14 protein-coding genes are annotated in these 14798 nt (G+C 53.5%); 11 read left to right on the forward strand and 3 right to left on the reverse strand.

Features of this window, described 5'->3' with window-relative positions:
• Window positions 1-49 precede the first annotated feature (49 nt).
• Window positions 50-1018, forward strand: a complete 969-nt coding sequence (locus ACI1P1_RS18440; protein WP_416218006.1) for a patatin-like phospholipase family protein — start codon at window positions 50-52, stop codon at window positions 1016-1018.
• An 11-nt stretch (window positions 1019-1029) separates the two neighbouring features.
• On the opposite strand, the gene ACI1P1_RS18445 is transcribed toward ACI1P1_RS18440, so the two are convergent.
• The 3 genes from ACI1P1_RS18445 to ACI1P1_RS18455 all read right to left on the reverse strand — a co-directional run bounded on the left by ACI1P1_RS18445 (window position 1030) and on the right by ACI1P1_RS18455 (window position 3038).
• Entirely contained in the window at window positions 1030-1518 is a 489-nt protein-coding gene (locus ACI1P1_RS18445; RefSeq protein WP_416217909.1) for a hypothetical protein, read from the reverse strand.
• Between the two features lie 195 nt (window positions 1519-1713).
• Complete coding sequence (locus ACI1P1_RS18450; protein ID WP_416217910.1) at window positions 1714-2022, reverse strand: hypothetical protein; 309 nt, start codon at window positions 2020-2022, stop codon at window positions 1714-1716.
• 122 nt (window positions 2023-2144) lie between these two features.
• Complete coding sequence (locus tag ACI1P1_RS18455; protein ID WP_416218007.1) at window positions 2145-3038, reverse strand: DUF1385 domain-containing protein; 894 nt, start codon at window positions 3036-3038, stop codon at window positions 2145-2147.
• A gap of 223 nt (window positions 3039-3261) precedes the next feature.
• Here ACI1P1_RS18455 and ACI1P1_RS18460 point away from each other — a divergent pair, with 223 nt between their 5' ends.
• The 10 genes from ACI1P1_RS18460 to ACI1P1_RS18505 all read left to right on the forward strand — a co-directional run bounded on the left by ACI1P1_RS18460 (window position 3262) and on the right by ACI1P1_RS18505 (window position 14771).
• Window positions 3262-3783 (forward strand): YqhR family membrane protein, encoded by a 522-nt coding sequence (locus tag ACI1P1_RS18460; protein WP_416217911.1) that lies wholly within the window; start codon window positions 3262-3264, stop codon window positions 3781-3783.
• Between the two features lie 117 nt (window positions 3784-3900).
• Window positions 3901-4344 carry a type II 3-dehydroquinate dehydratase gene (gene aroQ, locus ACI1P1_RS18465; protein ID WP_416217912.1) on the forward strand — a complete coding sequence of 148 codons (444 nt, stop codon included), beginning with the start codon at window positions 3901-3903 and terminating at the stop codon, window positions 4342-4344.
• 7 nt (window positions 4345-4351) lie between these two features.
• Complete coding sequence (locus ACI1P1_RS18470) at window positions 4352-5422, forward strand: M24 family metallopeptidase (RefSeq protein ID WP_416217914.1); 1071 nt, start codon at window positions 4352-4354, stop codon at window positions 5420-5422.
• Window positions 5423-5480: 58 nt separating this feature from the next.
• Window positions 5481-6038, forward strand: coding sequence for an elongation factor P (gene efp, locus ACI1P1_RS18475; RefSeq protein WP_416217916.1), 558 nt, complete (start codon window positions 5481-5483; stop codon window positions 6036-6038).
• A 332-nt stretch (window positions 6039-6370) separates the two neighbouring features.
• Window positions 6371-7624 (forward strand): aspartate kinase, encoded by a 1254-nt coding sequence (locus ACI1P1_RS18480; RefSeq protein WP_416217917.1) that lies wholly within the window; start codon window positions 6371-6373, stop codon window positions 7622-7624.
• Between the two features lie 89 nt (window positions 7625-7713).
• Complete coding sequence (locus tag ACI1P1_RS18485; RefSeq protein WP_416217919.1) at window positions 7714-10023, forward strand: helix-turn-helix domain-containing protein; 2310 nt, start codon at window positions 7714-7716, stop codon at window positions 10021-10023.
• Window positions 10024-10249: 226 nt separating this feature from the next.
• Window positions 10250-11227 carry an ABC transporter permease gene (locus ACI1P1_RS18490; RefSeq protein ID WP_416217920.1) on the forward strand — a complete coding sequence of 326 codons (978 nt, stop codon included), beginning with the start codon at window positions 10250-10252 and terminating at the stop codon, window positions 11225-11227.
• A gap of 2 nt (window positions 11228-11229) precedes the next feature.
• Window positions 11230-12126 carry a carbohydrate ABC transporter permease gene (locus tag ACI1P1_RS18495; protein WP_416217922.1) on the forward strand — a complete coding sequence of 299 codons (897 nt, stop codon included), beginning with the start codon at window positions 11230-11232 and terminating at the stop codon, window positions 12124-12126.
• A 76-nt stretch (window positions 12127-12202) separates the two neighbouring features.
• Window positions 12203-13798: an extracellular solute-binding protein gene (locus tag ACI1P1_RS18500; RefSeq protein WP_416217923.1), complete on the forward strand. Its 1596-nt coding sequence runs from the start codon at window positions 12203-12205 to the stop codon at window positions 13796-13798.
• A gap of 70 nt (window positions 13799-13868) precedes the next feature.
• Window positions 13869-14771: a glycoside hydrolase family protein gene (locus ACI1P1_RS18505; RefSeq protein WP_416217924.1), complete on the forward strand. Its 903-nt coding sequence runs from the start codon at window positions 13869-13871 to the stop codon at window positions 14769-14771.
• The last annotated feature ends 27 nt before the right edge of the window (window positions 14772-14798 follow it).

Here is a 14798-nt window from a genome sequence, read left to right on the forward strand (position 1 = left end):
TTCATATACATCTTAAGTAAAAGATTTTGGAGGAAAGAGGGTGGCAGACATGAAAATCAATGCGGTGTTTCAGGGGGGCGGCGTGAAAGCTATCGGATTGGCCGGAGCGGTGGCGGAAACGGAGAAGCGCGGCTTCCGCTTTCATCATATGGCCGGAACCTCCTCGGGCTCCATTGTGGCCGCATTACTGGCGGCAGGGTATACCGGACAAGAGCTGAAGGAGATTATCCAGGCAACGCCGTTTACTTCCTTTCTCAAGAAAACGTGGATTCATCAGATTCATTGGGTAGGGCCGGCTGTACGGATTTTCGTCAAAAAGGGCCTGTATTCGGGGGAGGCGCTGGAGGAGTGGGTGCGCCAGCTGCTGGCAGCCAAAAACATCCGGGTTTTCGGCGATCTGGAGCCAAACCGGCTGCGGATTATCGCATCGGATATCAGCCAGGGGAAGCTCATGGTGCTTCCGGAGGATATCAGCCAATACGGCATTGATCCCAAGAAATTTTCCATTGCCAAAGCCATCCGCATGAGCACCAGCATCCCTTATTTCTTCGATCCGGTGATGCTGCGCAAACGTCCCGGGGCCCGGAAGGGGGAGGCATTCCGGAAGCAGTTCGTGTATGTGGTGGATGGGGGGCTTCTGAGCAATTTCCCGTTGTGGCTGTTTGATAAGGAAGAAGCGAAGGGCCAGGATAAGAGGATTCCCGTCATCGGCTACCAGCTGGTGGGCCAGACGGATCATGAGCCGCGGGATATCAAAGGCCCGATCAGCATGTTTCAGGCGCTGTTCGGCACTATGATGGATGCCCATGACGAGCGGTATATTGAAGACTTCAACCAGTTCCGTACCGTCAAAATCCCCACTATGGGCGTTCAGACCACTCAATTTAATATATCCAAGGAAAAAAGCGACGAGCTGTTCCAGTCCGGGGTCCGGGCCGCCTCCAAATATTTTGACCGGTGGTCCTTGGCGGTTTATCAGAAAAAATGCGAAATGTACGCGCCAAAAATTTTGGTCTGAGCCTGCCGGAGTTAAGGGTTAGGCTTTTGTGGAAAGAAGCGGTTTACCGTCCACCCTCCAAGACAGATGCCCGCCAAAATCACAATGACTCCTGCAAAAATTGGGCCCAGCTTCTCCAATCCGAAGAAAGGCCGTTGCCCGGAGCTCCAGATCACCACCACAGTGCCCACGAAGCTGGTTCCGGCGAAGGGGATGTACAAGTAGGGTGAATGGGGCTTCTGCATACGTATGCTGCACTCATGGTACGCATCATAAACAGCGAAGACATACATACACGGGTAGAACAGCAGCCATTCATAATTCAGGCAGCGCTGGGCGCTGGGAACATCCCATAGCCAGGAGTAGAAAATCGCCTGATTCAAGTGGGAGTAAATGTTGACCAGGAATTCCATGACGATCAACGTAACAGCCTTTATGTAGGAGCGGTTGCAGAATTGGCCGAAGCCTGGAATAGCCGCAGACCACAATGCGGCAGACAAAGGGCTGCAAGATGGTTTCATGGAGAGAGCTCCTTCGTGGTAAGTAAGAATTTGTAAGATATAGTATGTCTATAACATCCTGTGAATATGAGAAAACTCCTGCTGAAGTCTGGCTGAGATCACCTGGAAACAAAGCTGAGCCGGTGTCCCGACGGCAAAAATAAAAAGCCGCCCGAGGGCGGCTTTGCTGTTGAGCTTTTACTTTACTATTGAAGCTTAATGATATTTGGGAGGCTGCTCCTCGTCGGAGTCCGGCTTGCTTCCCGGAATGACCCGGAAGTGTGCCTTGCGGCGTTCCCGTTCCTCGTATTTCTTGCGCTCCGCTGTTCTGGTCCTGTGCTGGACAGGCCTGCCTTGCTTCTGCAGCCGGTTGGGAGGGAATTTGTACAGAAGGAAAATGACACCGAACACCAGGAGCGGAATCAAAAGCGGACCGGGATTCACCAGAAAGCGGTAGAGGATTCCTACTACCAAGAGGCCATAGATGATGTAATCCGGCAGGGACAACCGTCTGTACATATTCATAACTTCCCCTCCTAAAGGCTTTCCGGAGGAAAGCCTGCATCGTAAGCATAAGCTAAGGGCTTTCCTCCGGAAAGCCTGCATCGTAAGCATAAGCTGGGTATTGGCTGGTTTGACCTTCTATCTTAGGAAGCTGCTTGCCCCGGGGCGGGGGCAAGCTGGCTGTCCAGCTCGCGCACCCGGTTAAAGGAGGCAATGGAGACCTCCACCTGATCGTCGGTTGGCTCCTTGGTGGTCAGGTATTGGAGCCACAACCCCGGATACCCCAGAAAACGAAGCACCGGCGTATCCCGGAGGGAGTTGGTCAGCTTCAGGAATTCATACGCCAGCATGGTGACGACGGGCAGCAGGGCGATACGCTGGAGAATCCGCTCCCAGAAGCCGTCGTAATGGAAGAAGGAGTAAACAATGACGCCGATCAGAACGGTCATCACCAGGAAGCTGCTGCCGCAGCGGTAGTGCAGGGTATTAAACTTCTGTACATTCTCAACGGTAAGCTCCACACCGGCCTCGTATGCGCTGATTACCTTATGCTCCGCCCCGTGGTACTGGAATAACCGCTTGATGATGGGGGTCAGGGAGATAATATAAATATATGCCAAAAGCAAAATAATTTTCAGGACACCTTCAATAATATTATGAAGGATGCGGCCGCCGAACAATTCGCTGAACAGCAGCTGCTCTACTGCGGCGGGGACAACTGTAAAGATCAGCTTCCCGAAGATAAAGGACAGGACACCGACGACGGCGACGCCAAGGAACATGCCGATCTTGCCGAAGAGGGTTTCCTTTTCCTCCTCCACAGGTCCTCCTTCATCCTCCGCGTAAGCCTCAGCGGAAAAATTCAGATGGCGGGAGCCTTTGGCGCTGGAATCCAAAAGTCCGACAATACCTCTGATAAACGGGATTTTACCCAGCTTCTGTACCCAGGGTTTGGTGGTGCGCGGCACCTCCAAAAAGCTGATTTCATTATTTTTGCGGCGGACGGCTGTCACATGGGCGGTTTTGCCCGCGAACATAACGCCTTCAATGACGGCTTGTCCGCCATATATGGTCTTTTGCGGCACTGCATTCACCTGCTTCTCTCCATGAAGTTGGTCCTAAGCGCGTTAAGCCGCGCAAGGAATGGGCTTGTGTATCTATTGTAGCGGAAACAGCGGTTGAATTCCACCTGATTTAACCTGGTCCGCCTGGTGCATACTACAGGAAAATCCTCCACATGCGTGAGAAAGGCGGATCGTTATGAAGGTGAAGGCTAAATACCGCTCCAAACATAAAAACCGCAAGACCACGCGGCCTTGGGTGTTCTCCTTATATATCGGTTTATTCGCGGGTATTATCTGGGGAGCGTTGAAGCTGCTGCAATTTGCCATGAAGTATACGGATGTGGTGCCGGGTTTTATGCTGGAGCCCTTCTTCCGGCACGACTTCCTGGTAACCTGGCAGGGGATCCTGCTTGGTTACGGCAGTCTGATTGCCTTATCCCTTGTCGCCGCGCTGTTTTACGGTCTGGTATTGCGCAAGCTGAAGGGACCCTGGCCCGGCTTGATATACGGTCTGGCCTGGTGGGGGGGACTCTACCTGTTAATTGGTCCGTTAACCGGCATGGTCCCCGCCATTACTCAGATGGACGTTAACTCCCTGGTCACGGATATGTGCCTGTTTGCCGTATGGGGCTTGTTCATCGGCTATTCCATCACGTTTGAATTTACAGACGAACGCTCCCGCGAACCCATGGTGATGAAGGCCGAGCCGGTGAAGTAGCCACTCAAGCCGGTTTTCAGACTCGCTTTTACAATTCAATTTCTCTCCATCCTTAACTTATGGTAAAATGTACCCGTTGTTGTAAGTGACCAAGATGCAAAGACAGGTGATTTTGCCATGAAACGGATTCTTATTCTGCACGGGCCGAATTTGAATATGCTGGGTGTCCGAGAACCGGGTGTATACGGCAGCATGTCGCTGCCGGCCATCGAGGAGTCCCTCCTTGCGTGCGCGGCGGAGCTCCAGGTGGAGCTGGAATTCTTCCAGTCCAATCATGAAGGGGCTCTGATCGACCGCATTCACGCCGCCTTCGGGACAATGGACGGGATTGTGATGAATCCCGGTGCCTTCACGCATTACAGCTATGCCATCCGCGATGCGGTGGCTGCGGTATCCCTGCCTGTCATTGAGGTGCATCTGTCCAATATCCACAAGCGGGAGGCCTTCCGGCATACGTCGGTGATCGCTCCGGTGGTCCTTGGGCAAATCAGCGGACTGGGACCGTACAGCTATGAAGCGGGCCTGCGCGCTATGGTACATTATTTAAGAGAAAACGGGTGAGATGGAGATGTCATTGAAACGGTTGGCCAATTTGAGAAAAGCGATGGAAGGGCTCCGCCTGGAAGCCATTTTGATTACCAATCCTTACAACCGGCGCTATATGTCGGGCTTTACCGGCACAGCCGGTTATGTACTGGTGACCGCGGGCAAAGCCTTCTTCCTGACGGATTTCCGCTATATGGTACAAGCGAGGGAGCAAGCTCCCGCGTATGAGATTGTGGAACATGCGGTGAGACCCATGCAGACGGTCAAGGAGCTGCTGGACGGTCTCGGCATTAAGAAGCTCGGTTTGGAGCAGAACCATCTGAGCTACAGCTTGTACAAAAGCTACGAGGCCGATCTGGCCGGCATTGAAGCGGTACCTACCTCCCTGGTGGTGGAGAAGCTGCGGATGTACAAGGATGAAGAGGAAATTGCAGTGATGCAGGATGCTGCCGATCTGGCGGACAAAACCTTCACCCATATCCTGAGCTACCTGAAGCCCGGCGTGTCTGAACGGGATATCGCCCTGGAGATGGAATTCTTCATGCGCAAGAACGGCGCAACCTCCTCCTCCTTCGATACCATTGTGGCCTCCGGTGAACGCTCCGCGCTTCCCCATGGGGTGGCCAGCGACCGGATCCTGGGGATGAACGAATTCGTGAAGATGGATTACGGCGCCCTGCTCAACGGCTATTGCTCCGATATTACCCGGACCGTATCCCTGGGAACTCCCAGTGACAAGCTGAAGGAGATTTACGGGATTGTGCTGGAGGCTCAGCTGGCCTGCATCGCCGGCTTGAAGCCTGGTATGACGGGCCGGGAAGGTGACGCGATCGCCCGGGACATTATCGCCAAGGCCGGCTACGGCGGGAACTTCGGGCATGGCACAGGCCACAGCCTGGGTCTGGAAATCCACGAGAACCCGCGGCTGTCCCCCAGCTGCGACGTAGTCTTCGAGCCGGGCATGACGGTAACCGTGGAGCCGGGTATTTACCTGCCTGGTATCGGCGGCGTACGGATCGAAGATGACCTGGTCTTTACCGAAACAGGGGTTAAAGTCCTGACCCATTCCACCAAAGAACTTTTGATATTGTGAGCCGCTTAAATTTAGACTATAATAAAGAGATGACTTTTCCACTGGGAGGAAGTATTGCATGATTTCCGTTAATGATTTCCGGACAGGCCTTACTATTGAAACCGACGGCGACCCGTTTACCGTCATTGAATTTCAGCACGTGAAACCGGGCAAAGGCGCCGCCTTCGTCCGCACAAAGCTGAAGAACCTGAAGAATGGCAATGTGGTGGAAAAGACCTTCCGCGCAGGTGAAACGGTGAGCCGTGCCATCGTCGAAAACCGCGAAACTCAATATTTGTACAACAGCGGTACCGAATATACCTTCATGGACAATGAAACCTACGACCAATTCGAGCTGTCCGCCAAACAATTGGAGTGGGAGCGCAACTTCCTGAAGGAAAACATGCTGGTGAACATCGTCAGCTACCAAGGCTCTATCCTGGGCATCAACCTGCCCAACAGCGTTGAGCTGGAAGTAACCGAAACCGAACCGGGCATCAAGGGCAACACCGCAACCGGCGCTACCAAGAACGCAACCATGGAAACCGGCCATACCGTACAGGTTCCTCTGTTCATTAACCAGGGAGACCGCCTGCTTATCGATACCCGTGAAGGCAAGTACATTTCCCGGGCATAACAGCCGGTCTGTTTGGCGTCTATGGCGGCAATGTGAAGCAAAAGCGAACAAATCCCCCTAGGGTTGTCTTCCAACTCGCTTGAGGGCATCTTTTACCGCCTTTTCGTCCCATGCTGCGTTACTTTCGCTTGACGTACCCCCGGTACGCCTTCACAAAAGTGCCTTGCCTGGAACGAAAATTCGCCCAAATCTGCTCCCCTCGGAGTTTGAAGACAGCCCCTAAGGACCATGTGCCTTGGGGGATTTTTTGTACGGGGATTTTTTTTGGATGGTTTTGGTGATATAATAGGAAAAACCTTTTGCAGGATTAGCTACGGTAAGGAGTGTTGAAGTTGTCGGTAATTGTGATGAAGTTCGGCGGCAGCTCCGTCGGTACCCCCGAGCGCATGCGGCGTGTAGCCCAGCGGATCGTGGACAGGAAGCGGGAGGGGAACCGTTGTCTGGTTGTGGTTTCCGCTATGGGCGATACAACAGATGAACTGATTGACCTCTCCAAGCAGATTTGCGACGGCGCCCCGCCGACTAGAGAGATGGATATGCTCCTGACCACCGGCGAGCAGGTATCGGTGGCACTTTTGGCCATGGCCATCCAGAGCCTCGGTGAAGAGGCACGGTCTTATACCGGCTGGCAAACCGGGATTTATACGGAGGCTGTCCACGGCAAAGCCCGCATCAGCCATATCGAGCCCAAACGGGTGCAGGATGCGCTTGAGAAGGACTGCATTGTCATTGTTGCAGGCTTCCAGGGAATGACCGAGGAAGGGGAAATCACCACCTTGGGCAGAGGCGGCTCGGATACCACAGCTGTTGCCGTTGCCGCGGCCATTAAAGCCGACCTGTGTGAAATATACACCGATGTGGAAGGTGTCTACTCCACCGATCCCCGCATTGTGAAATGCGCACGCAAGCTCAACGAGATTTCGTACGACGAAATGCTAGAGCTGGCCAACCTTGGTGCGGCGGTGCTTCATCCCCGTGCGGTAGAGTGCGCCAAGCTGAACCAGGTGCGCCTGGTGGTGCGTTCCAGCTTTAACCATAATGAAGGTACGCTTGTGAAGGAGGAAGCCGCAATGGAGCAGGGAATCGTAGTCAGCGGTATTGCATATGACAAGAATGTGGCGCGCATCAGCATCCTGGGAGTGCCCGAACGTCCGGGTCAGCTGGCCAAGGTGTTTACCGCGCTGGCCAATCAGCAAGTTGACGTGGACATTATTGTCCAAAGCGGTGTCCAGGACGCGGCGGATTTCTCCTTCACCGTAGGCAGCGGCGATCTGGATAAGGCTATGACCATCATCGCATCCATCAAGGAAACCGTGGGTTACCGTGAAACCACCTCCGAAACCGGGCTGGTCAAGGTTTCCATCGTTGGCGCGGGTATGGTCAGCAATCCGGGCGTAGCCGCCAAGATGTTCGAGGCCATTTCGGAGCTGGGCATCAGCATCAACATGGTCAGCACCTCCGAGATCAAGGTAAGCTGTGTCATCCCCAACAGTCGTCTGAACGAGGTTATCCAAACCTTGCATACGGCTTACGGGTTGGATACCGATACGACGGTTTCCGTAGGCGGACCGCAAGACCGCAGATAACCGGAATTTCTTCTATAAAGATCCGCACAGACGGCCTGTAAGGGCTGTCTGTGCTGCTTTTATGCAGCATACCGGGAGGCTAAAGGAAGATGAAAATCGGCGTTACAGGGAGGATCATGCTGATATACGGCAGCCTGCTGTTGGCTGTCATATCCCTGGCTTTTTTCTTTTCGTACCAAAGCACGGTCCGGGGTTTGGAGCAGCAGTTGAAGGAAACGAACATGGCTCTGTTGAAGCAGATTGACCAAAAAATTGAGCTGTCGTTCCAGCAAACGGAAGCCAATTTACTTCAACTTACAAATGAGTTAGAGTTTGTATATTTTATGAATGACAGCTACAAGGACAATGCCCAGAAGAATGATAATTTCTTCGTCCTGAACTCCAAGCTGGGCAAATTCCTGAACAACAATCTTCAATTCTCCTCCATCTTTGCGTATTCGGATGTAAGCGGCAACATCCTGTCGGACAGATTTTATACCACCAAGGATCAGTCGGAGAACAGCTGGATTGCGGAATATCTGGAGATTCCCGACTATTTTCAGTGGCTTACCACCCACAAAATTTGGGACGGTAATGTGAACCGGGATGTGGTGACCTTAATCCGGTCCTATCCGCCGCTCAGCGCACCGGGCTACCGGAAGGGAGTGGTGGCCGCCAACATTGACGTGGATGTGCTGTACCGGATGATTCATGATATTTACGAGAAGGAATCTCCCGGACATACTTTTATTTTGGATAAAACAGGCCAGGTTGTCGCACACGATGATGCCTCCATGCTCTACAGCAAGATGGGGGAGCTGCCTTATATCCGGCAGGTGCTGGGCGGTCAAGAAAGCGGCTCGTACAGCGCAATGGTGGATAACGTGAAGCAAACCGTTTCCTTCAAAACCTCCGCGTATACCGGCTGGAAGATCGTGAATATTATCCCCGAGAGCCAAATGTACAAGCCCCTGACGGTGACGCGGAACCTGCTGATTCTGCTGGCTGTGGTGCTCTTTCTGGTAGCATTCGTGATTCTCTTCGTAGTGAACCGGCGCACATTTAGCCCGATTGACCGGATGCTGGGCAAGCTGTCCCGGAACGGCAGACCGGCATGGGGCGGTGCTGCCGCCTCCGCTCCTCGGGGTGTTTCTTATCTGGAGAGCTTCTTTGATCAGATGTTTGTGGATCGGGAGAAGCTGGAGCAGCAGCTACGGGATTCCAAGCCCATGCTGAAGTGGCGTACGATCATGGATGTTCTGGTGGGTTACCGGACAGACTATGCGGTTATTGCCCCGCATCTGGAATTTACGGGAATCCGCCTTTTTCCGGAATGGTATGTGGTGTGTACGGCGGAGATTGGCAAGGAAGGGGGCATAGAGCCCCGGGATCAGACACTCTACACCTATGCCCTGTGCAATGTGGCCGAGGAAATCATCAATTCGGAGAATGCCGGATCGGCTATTGACCTGGGTGGCGGCCGGGCTGTGATTGTGTTCAGCTTCGCGGAGGGGGATGAGGAGCAGAATCATCTGCGGGCCATGGCCCTTCTGGAGCAAATTCTGAATGTGATGAACAGGCAGATCGGACTGACCGTCATTGCAGGCTTGGGCCGGGGATACCGTGAGCTGAAGGATGTTCAGCTGTCTTATGCCGAGTCGCAGCAGGCTCTCCACTACAAGATGGTGGCCGGCAATCACGGCGTCATCTCTATTCTGGACGTACAGACACCGGATAATCAGGATTATTACCATATTGTGCGGATGATCGACCGGATTGTGGATGCCTTGAAGCAGAGTGAAATGGACAAGGGGCTGCTCTATCTGAAGGGGATCTTCCAGGAAGCGGTCAACCATAACCTGCCGCCGGATTTAATCCGCCAGTTTTCCTTCGAATTGGTCATGCGGGCCACCCAAACCATGGAGTCCATCGGCATGGATACGGAGGAAACCCTGAACGAAATCGGCAACCTGTATGAACGGATCAACCGCTGTGAGAATGTGCGGGAGACCGAGCAAGTGGTGGAGGCCGTGCTGGTGGGGTTTGCCGACAAAATCGATAAGCGGCGCAGCCAAAGAGGGAAAAACGAGCATATCGGGCGTATCCTCCAATTTATCCAGGAGCATTACCGGGACAGTGGCTTGTCCCTGGACCGGCTGGCCGAGGAATTTGATCTTCACCCCACCTATATCTCCAAGCTGTTCAAGGAGCAGATGGAGGATAATTTCATCGACTACCTGATCAAAATCCGCATCGAGGCTGCCAAGGAGCTGCTCCTGGACAAAAACATCAAGATCAACGACGTTTCGGATGCCGTGGGGTACATGCATTCCCGCAGCTTCACCCGCACCTTCAAAAAATATACCGGACTGACGCCCACGGAATACCGTGAGCAGGCTATCGGCAGCTCCGGCCAATAAGACTCCGTATATTACTGACCGCCCGCCTGTGACTCCAACAAAGAGCCATGGGACGGGCTTTTTTCTATGCGGAAACCAAGAAAATTCCCCTACTGCAAGAATGGTGAGCACCCAAAAACCAAGAAATGTGCCCGATTTGGGAAGCGGTCTGTATCCAACAGGACAGGGGATCCGGTACGATGATCCTGTCAGCGGGAGAATAGGATGTCAGGAGATGGTGAGAGAGATGAAAGAGAAAATGGCTGCAGCCGCCGGAGAGGGCTTGCAGGGCAGCCCGGCTTTGGCCGCACCGCGGCAAGGGAGACTGTGGAAGGGACTCAAGCGGGATAAATCCTTATATATGATGCTGGTCCCGGTGCTGCTGTTTTATCTACTGTTCAAGTATTCCCCCATGTTCGGGGAAATCATTGCTTTTAAGAATTACCGCTTTGCGGACGGCATTCTCGGCAGCGATTGGGTAGGACTGAAGAATTTCCAGCTGCTGTTCGAAAGCACGGACTTCTGGCGGGTGCTGCGCAATACCCTGCTCTTGAATGTGTACAGTCTGGTGTTCGGTTTTCCGGTGCCCATTCTATTGGCGCTGCTCTTAAATGAGGTCCGGGTGGAAGGGTACAAGCGGCTGGTGCAAAACCTGCTGTACATTCCCCACTTTATCTCATGGGTGGTGCTGGGCGGCATTCTGATTGCCCTGTTATCGCCAAGCACCGGTGTGGTGAATCTGCTCTTGACCAATGTGTTCGGCATAGAGCCCATCTATTTTATGGCCAAGTCCTCCTGGTGGCCGGTGGCATACACTGCTTCCTCCATCTGGCGGGAAGCCGGCTGGGGCACCATCCTCTACTTGGCGGCGATGGCTTCCATTGATCCGCAGCTGTACGAAGCCGCCAAAATCGACGGAGCCAACAAGCTGCGCCAGGTATGGCATATTACACTGCCGGGTATCCGGAGTACCATTGCCATTCTGCTGATTCTGCGGATGGGCAGCATGATGGATGTAGGGCTGGAGCAAACTCTGGCGCTGCAGAATGATTCCGTGCTGGATGTGGCCGATGTAATCAGCACCTACGTGTACCGGGTGGGCCTGCAGAATATGAATTACAGCTACACTACGGCCTTAGGGCTGTTCCAGTCCCTGATCAGTCTGGTTCTGGTAGTCAGCGTGAACCGGATTATCCGGCTATTCGGTGAAAGGGGGCTTTGGTAGGCATGAAGCGAGCTATCGCAAGGCTTTCCCCGTGGTCGTTGGCGGGGCATACGCTCAATTATATTTTCCTTGGCATCATGTCCTTGTTCACCTTGTATCCATTCCTGTACGAAATAGCCGCTTCCTTCAGCAGCAGCCGGGCTATAACAGCCGGTGAGGTGTTCTTCTGGCCGGTGGAGTTCAATACGGAGGCGTACAAACGGCTGTTTGAGGACGGGCAATTGCTTCATGCTATGGGAAATACCGTAATTGTGACCGCAGTGGGCACACTATTGAATATGGTCATGACCGTGCTGGCGGCATATCCCTTATCCCGCAAGCGGCTGGTGGGCCGGGGCCCGTTATTGATGTTCATTACCTTCACCATGATTTATATATCCGGCATTATCCCCAACTTCATCCTGATTAAATCTCTGGGGCTGATGGATTCCTATTTTGCGCTTTGGATGCCTGCACTGATCAGTACCTATAACATGTTCGTCATGAAAAGCTTCATGGAGGGCCTGCCTGACGAGATCGAGGAGTCCGCATCCATTGACGGTGCAGGAAACTGGCTGATTCTGGTGCGGATTATGCTTCCGCTGTGCAAGCCGATTCTGGCGGCTTTGTCCCTGTTCTATGCTGTAAGCTGGTGGAATTCATACTTCAACGTCATGCTGTACATTACCAGCGCCGATCTGCAAACCTTGATGCTGAAGCTGTACCAGATGATCAAGCAGGTGGACCAAAGCCTCTTGAACAGCGGCGGCGGCAGCGAAGGTGCCTCCTCGGTTATGCTGACGCCGGAGGGCATCAAAGCGGCATCAGTGGTCATCGCCATTACCCCGGTATTATGCGTATATCCGTTTTTGCAGAAGCACTTTGTCAAGGGCGTATTGATCGGTTCTGTGAAAGGTTGATATCATAGGAGGGAGCTTCGGACTTCCTGCCTTCGATATAGATCAGCTAAGAGAATCTAACTAAGGGGATGAGACAATGAAAACAGCATCAAAAGTAATCGCTTCCGTTGTCGTGGCAAGCTTGTCGGCAACCCTGCTGGCCGCTTGCGGAGATGACAAGGGCAAGGATTCCGCCGCTTCTCCCGCTGCCTCCGCCGGGGCGGGTACAGCCTCCACAGGGCCCAAAAAAGAAATCAGCATTTCCATGTTTGACCGGGGGAAGGTTCCCGCCGAGGAAGGCAACTATGAGAACAACCGGTGGACCAAGTGGATCAACGAAAACGCTCCGGCTACCGTCAAGTGGGTGCCTGTTCCCCGGAATGAAGCCCAAACCAAGCTGAACACGCTGATCGCCTCGGGGAGCGCTCCGGATCTGATCTGGGAGTACGACCGCAACTATATCGCCCAACTGGCCAATCAAGGTGCCATTCAGCCCATCGACCAGTATATTGAGAAGTACAGCACCACCTACAAGAAATATCTCGCAGAGCATCCCGAGCTGAAATCCTACCTGACGGTGGAAGGCAAAACCTATATGATGGCCAGTGTCCGGGGCGCCGATTCCATTGCCAACATGGGCATTTGGATCCGTCAGGACTGGCTGGATAAGCTGGGTCTGAAAGCCCCCACCACCACGGAAGAGCTGCTGGAGGTAGCGCGGAAGTTCAAAACCGGCGACCCCGACGGCAACGGCAAAGCCGACACCGTACCGATTGTGTTCACCAACACCGGCAATATTATTCTGCGCAACCTGTTCCTGACCCATCCCGTTCAATGGTATCTGGAGGGGGATAAGCTGGCCTTCGGGAGAACCCTGGACCGTTACGGCGACAGCCTGGATTACCAGAAGAAGATGTATGACGAAGGCCTCATCGATCAGGAATTTATTACCGACAAAAGCTTCCAGCGTGCCCTTCAATTCTGGAGCACCGGCAAAGCAGGCATTTTGCTGGGCAGCTGGAATATGGAGCAGCAGTTTGTGGATCTGAAGAAGAATGTGCCGGAGGCCAAAATGACAGCCTTGGAGCCGGTAGCAAGCCCCTTCGGCAAATCCGGTCTGTTCCAGGAAGCGCCTCCGTCCATTCTCGTAGCCTTCAACAGCAAGATGAAGGAGGATAAGATTGAAGCTGCTGTGAAATTCCTGGATTGGATGCTGGAAACAGGCTGGAAGCCCTTGAGACAAGGGGAAGAAAACGTTCATTATAAGGACGTCAACGGTGTTCCGCAAACCATTGATGCGGCCAAATTCCGCAAGGAAGTGGATTATGCCAACGAATATCCCATTCTGAGCCAATATTCCCCGAAACCGGACTGGTTCCCGGTTATGGCTGCTTCCGATGCCATCTCCCAGGAATATGCCAAGGAAAAAGCCAATGCCCTGACACTGGCCATGAAAAATAAATACCGCAAGGATATTCCGTACAGCCCCAGCATGCCGGAGCTGAGCCAGCTTATCGCCACCTTCAATCCCATCGCCGAGCAAATCGAGTCCAAGGTCGTCACCGGAGGCTCTGCCATGAGCGCCAAAACAGGCCTGGAGGAGCTGCGCAAGGAATGGAAACGTCTGGGCGGCGAAAATGTGGAGAAGATGGTCAACGAATGGTATCAAAAAAATAAGGACCAGTTAAAATAACGGATGCTTCGCTTCTAAAGGGGAAGCAGGCTGCTTAGGCGGTCTGCTTCTCCGAAAGGAGCGGGAAGGAGTGGAGAAAGTGATGAATTTGGCTCAATTGCCGTCCCCGGTTTTGCTGCTCGGGGATCACTGTCGGGCTTACCGTGACCCTTGCGCGGTCTATCACGACGGCATCATCCGCCTTTTCTATACTTTGGTGGAAACGGAAGCGGATGGATCTGTTTATTTGTACACAGCGGTGAGTGAAAGCGCTGATCTTTGCGCCTGGAGTGAGCCCTGGATTTTGACTCCAAAGGACCGCAGCTTCAATTATTCCAGTCCCGGCAACATCATCCGGTCAGACGGCAGATGGCTTATGTGCCTTCAAACCTATCCCCGCCCCAACGGGGAAAAATACGGCAATGGCAACAGCCGGATTTGGATGATGGAAAGCCGGGATTTATCTGTTTGGGGGGAGCCGCAGCTGCTCCGGGTTAAAGGCGACGGAGTCGCGGAGCAGGATATGGGCCGGATGATCGACCCTTATCTGGTGGAGAATGCGGCCAAACCGGGGGAGTGGTACTGCTTCTATAAGCAGAACGGCGTCAGTATGTCCAAAACGGAGGACTTCCGTCAATGGACGTATTGCGGCCGTGAGGATGCCGGAGAGAATGTGTGCATTATCCGGCATGAAGGGGAATATGTGATGTTCCACTCCCCGGAGAACGGCATTGGCGTCAAACGTTCCCGGGATTTGCTGCATTGGCAGGATGACGCCGGATTGATCACTTTGGGCCAGGAGGATTGGGGGTGGGCAAAAGGCAGATTGACTGCCGCTTTTGTGTTGGACCTGCGTCATGTAGCGGGAGTGGAGGCGTATGTGATGTTTTTCCATGGCAGCGGGCCGGAGGATGAGCGTATTCTGTTCGATACATATGCCTCCATCGGCATTGCCTGGAGCAAGGACCTGCTTCATTGGGAATGGCCCCGGTAGGTAAGGGGGTGTTCCCGCACCCAAATT

The organism is Paenibacillus mesotrionivorans (assembly GCF_046098205.1).
Taxonomy (GTDB): Bacteria; Bacillota; Bacilli; order Paenibacillales; family NBRC-103111; genus Paenibacillus_AR; species Paenibacillus_AR mesotrionivorans.

Excerpts from the sequence above, each read along its gene's own strand:
- ACI1P1_RS18485 (WP_416217919.1), top strand. The coding sequence starts at position 7,714 with ATGAAAATCGGCGTTACAGGGAGGATCATGCTGATATACGGCAGCCTG.
- ACI1P1_RS18495 (WP_416217922.1), top strand. The coding sequence starts at position 11,230 with ATGAAGCGAGCTATCGCAAGGCTTTCCCCGTGGTCGTTGGCGGGGCAT.
- ACI1P1_RS18445 (WP_416217909.1), bottom strand. The coding sequence starts at position 1,518 with ATGAAACCATCTTGCAGCCCTTTGTCTGCCGCATTGTGGTCTGCGGCT.
- ACI1P1_RS18440 (WP_416218006.1), top strand. The coding sequence starts at position 50 with ATGAAAATCAATGCGGTGTTTCAGGGGGGCGGCGTGAAAGCTATCGGA.
- ACI1P1_RS18450 (WP_416217910.1), bottom strand. The coding sequence starts at position 2,022 with ATGAATATGTACAGACGGTTGTCCCTGCCGGATTACATCATCTATGGC.
- ACI1P1_RS18490 (WP_416217920.1), top strand. The coding sequence starts at position 10,250 with ATGAAAGAGAAAATGGCTGCAGCCGCCGGAGAGGGCTTGCAGGGCAGC.
- aroQ (WP_416217912.1), top strand. The coding sequence starts at position 3,901 with ATGAAACGGATTCTTATTCTGCACGGGCCGAATTTGAATATGCTGGGT.
- ACI1P1_RS18460 (WP_416217911.1), top strand. The coding sequence starts at position 3,262 with ATGAAGGTGAAGGCTAAATACCGCTCCAAACATAAAAACCGCAAGACC.
- efp (WP_416217916.1), top strand. The coding sequence starts at position 5,481 with ATGATTTCCGTTAATGATTTCCGGACAGGCCTTACTATTGAAACCGAC.
- ACI1P1_RS18455 (WP_416218007.1), bottom strand. The coding sequence starts at position 3,038 with ATGTTCGCGGGCAAAACCGCCCATGTGACAGCCGTCCGCCGCAAAAAT.
- ACI1P1_RS18470 (WP_416217914.1), top strand. The coding sequence starts at position 4,352 with ATGTCATTGAAACGGTTGGCCAATTTGAGAAAAGCGATGGAAGGGCTC.
- ACI1P1_RS18500 (WP_416217923.1), top strand. The coding sequence starts at position 12,203 with ATGAAAACAGCATCAAAAGTAATCGCTTCCGTTGTCGTGGCAAGCTTG.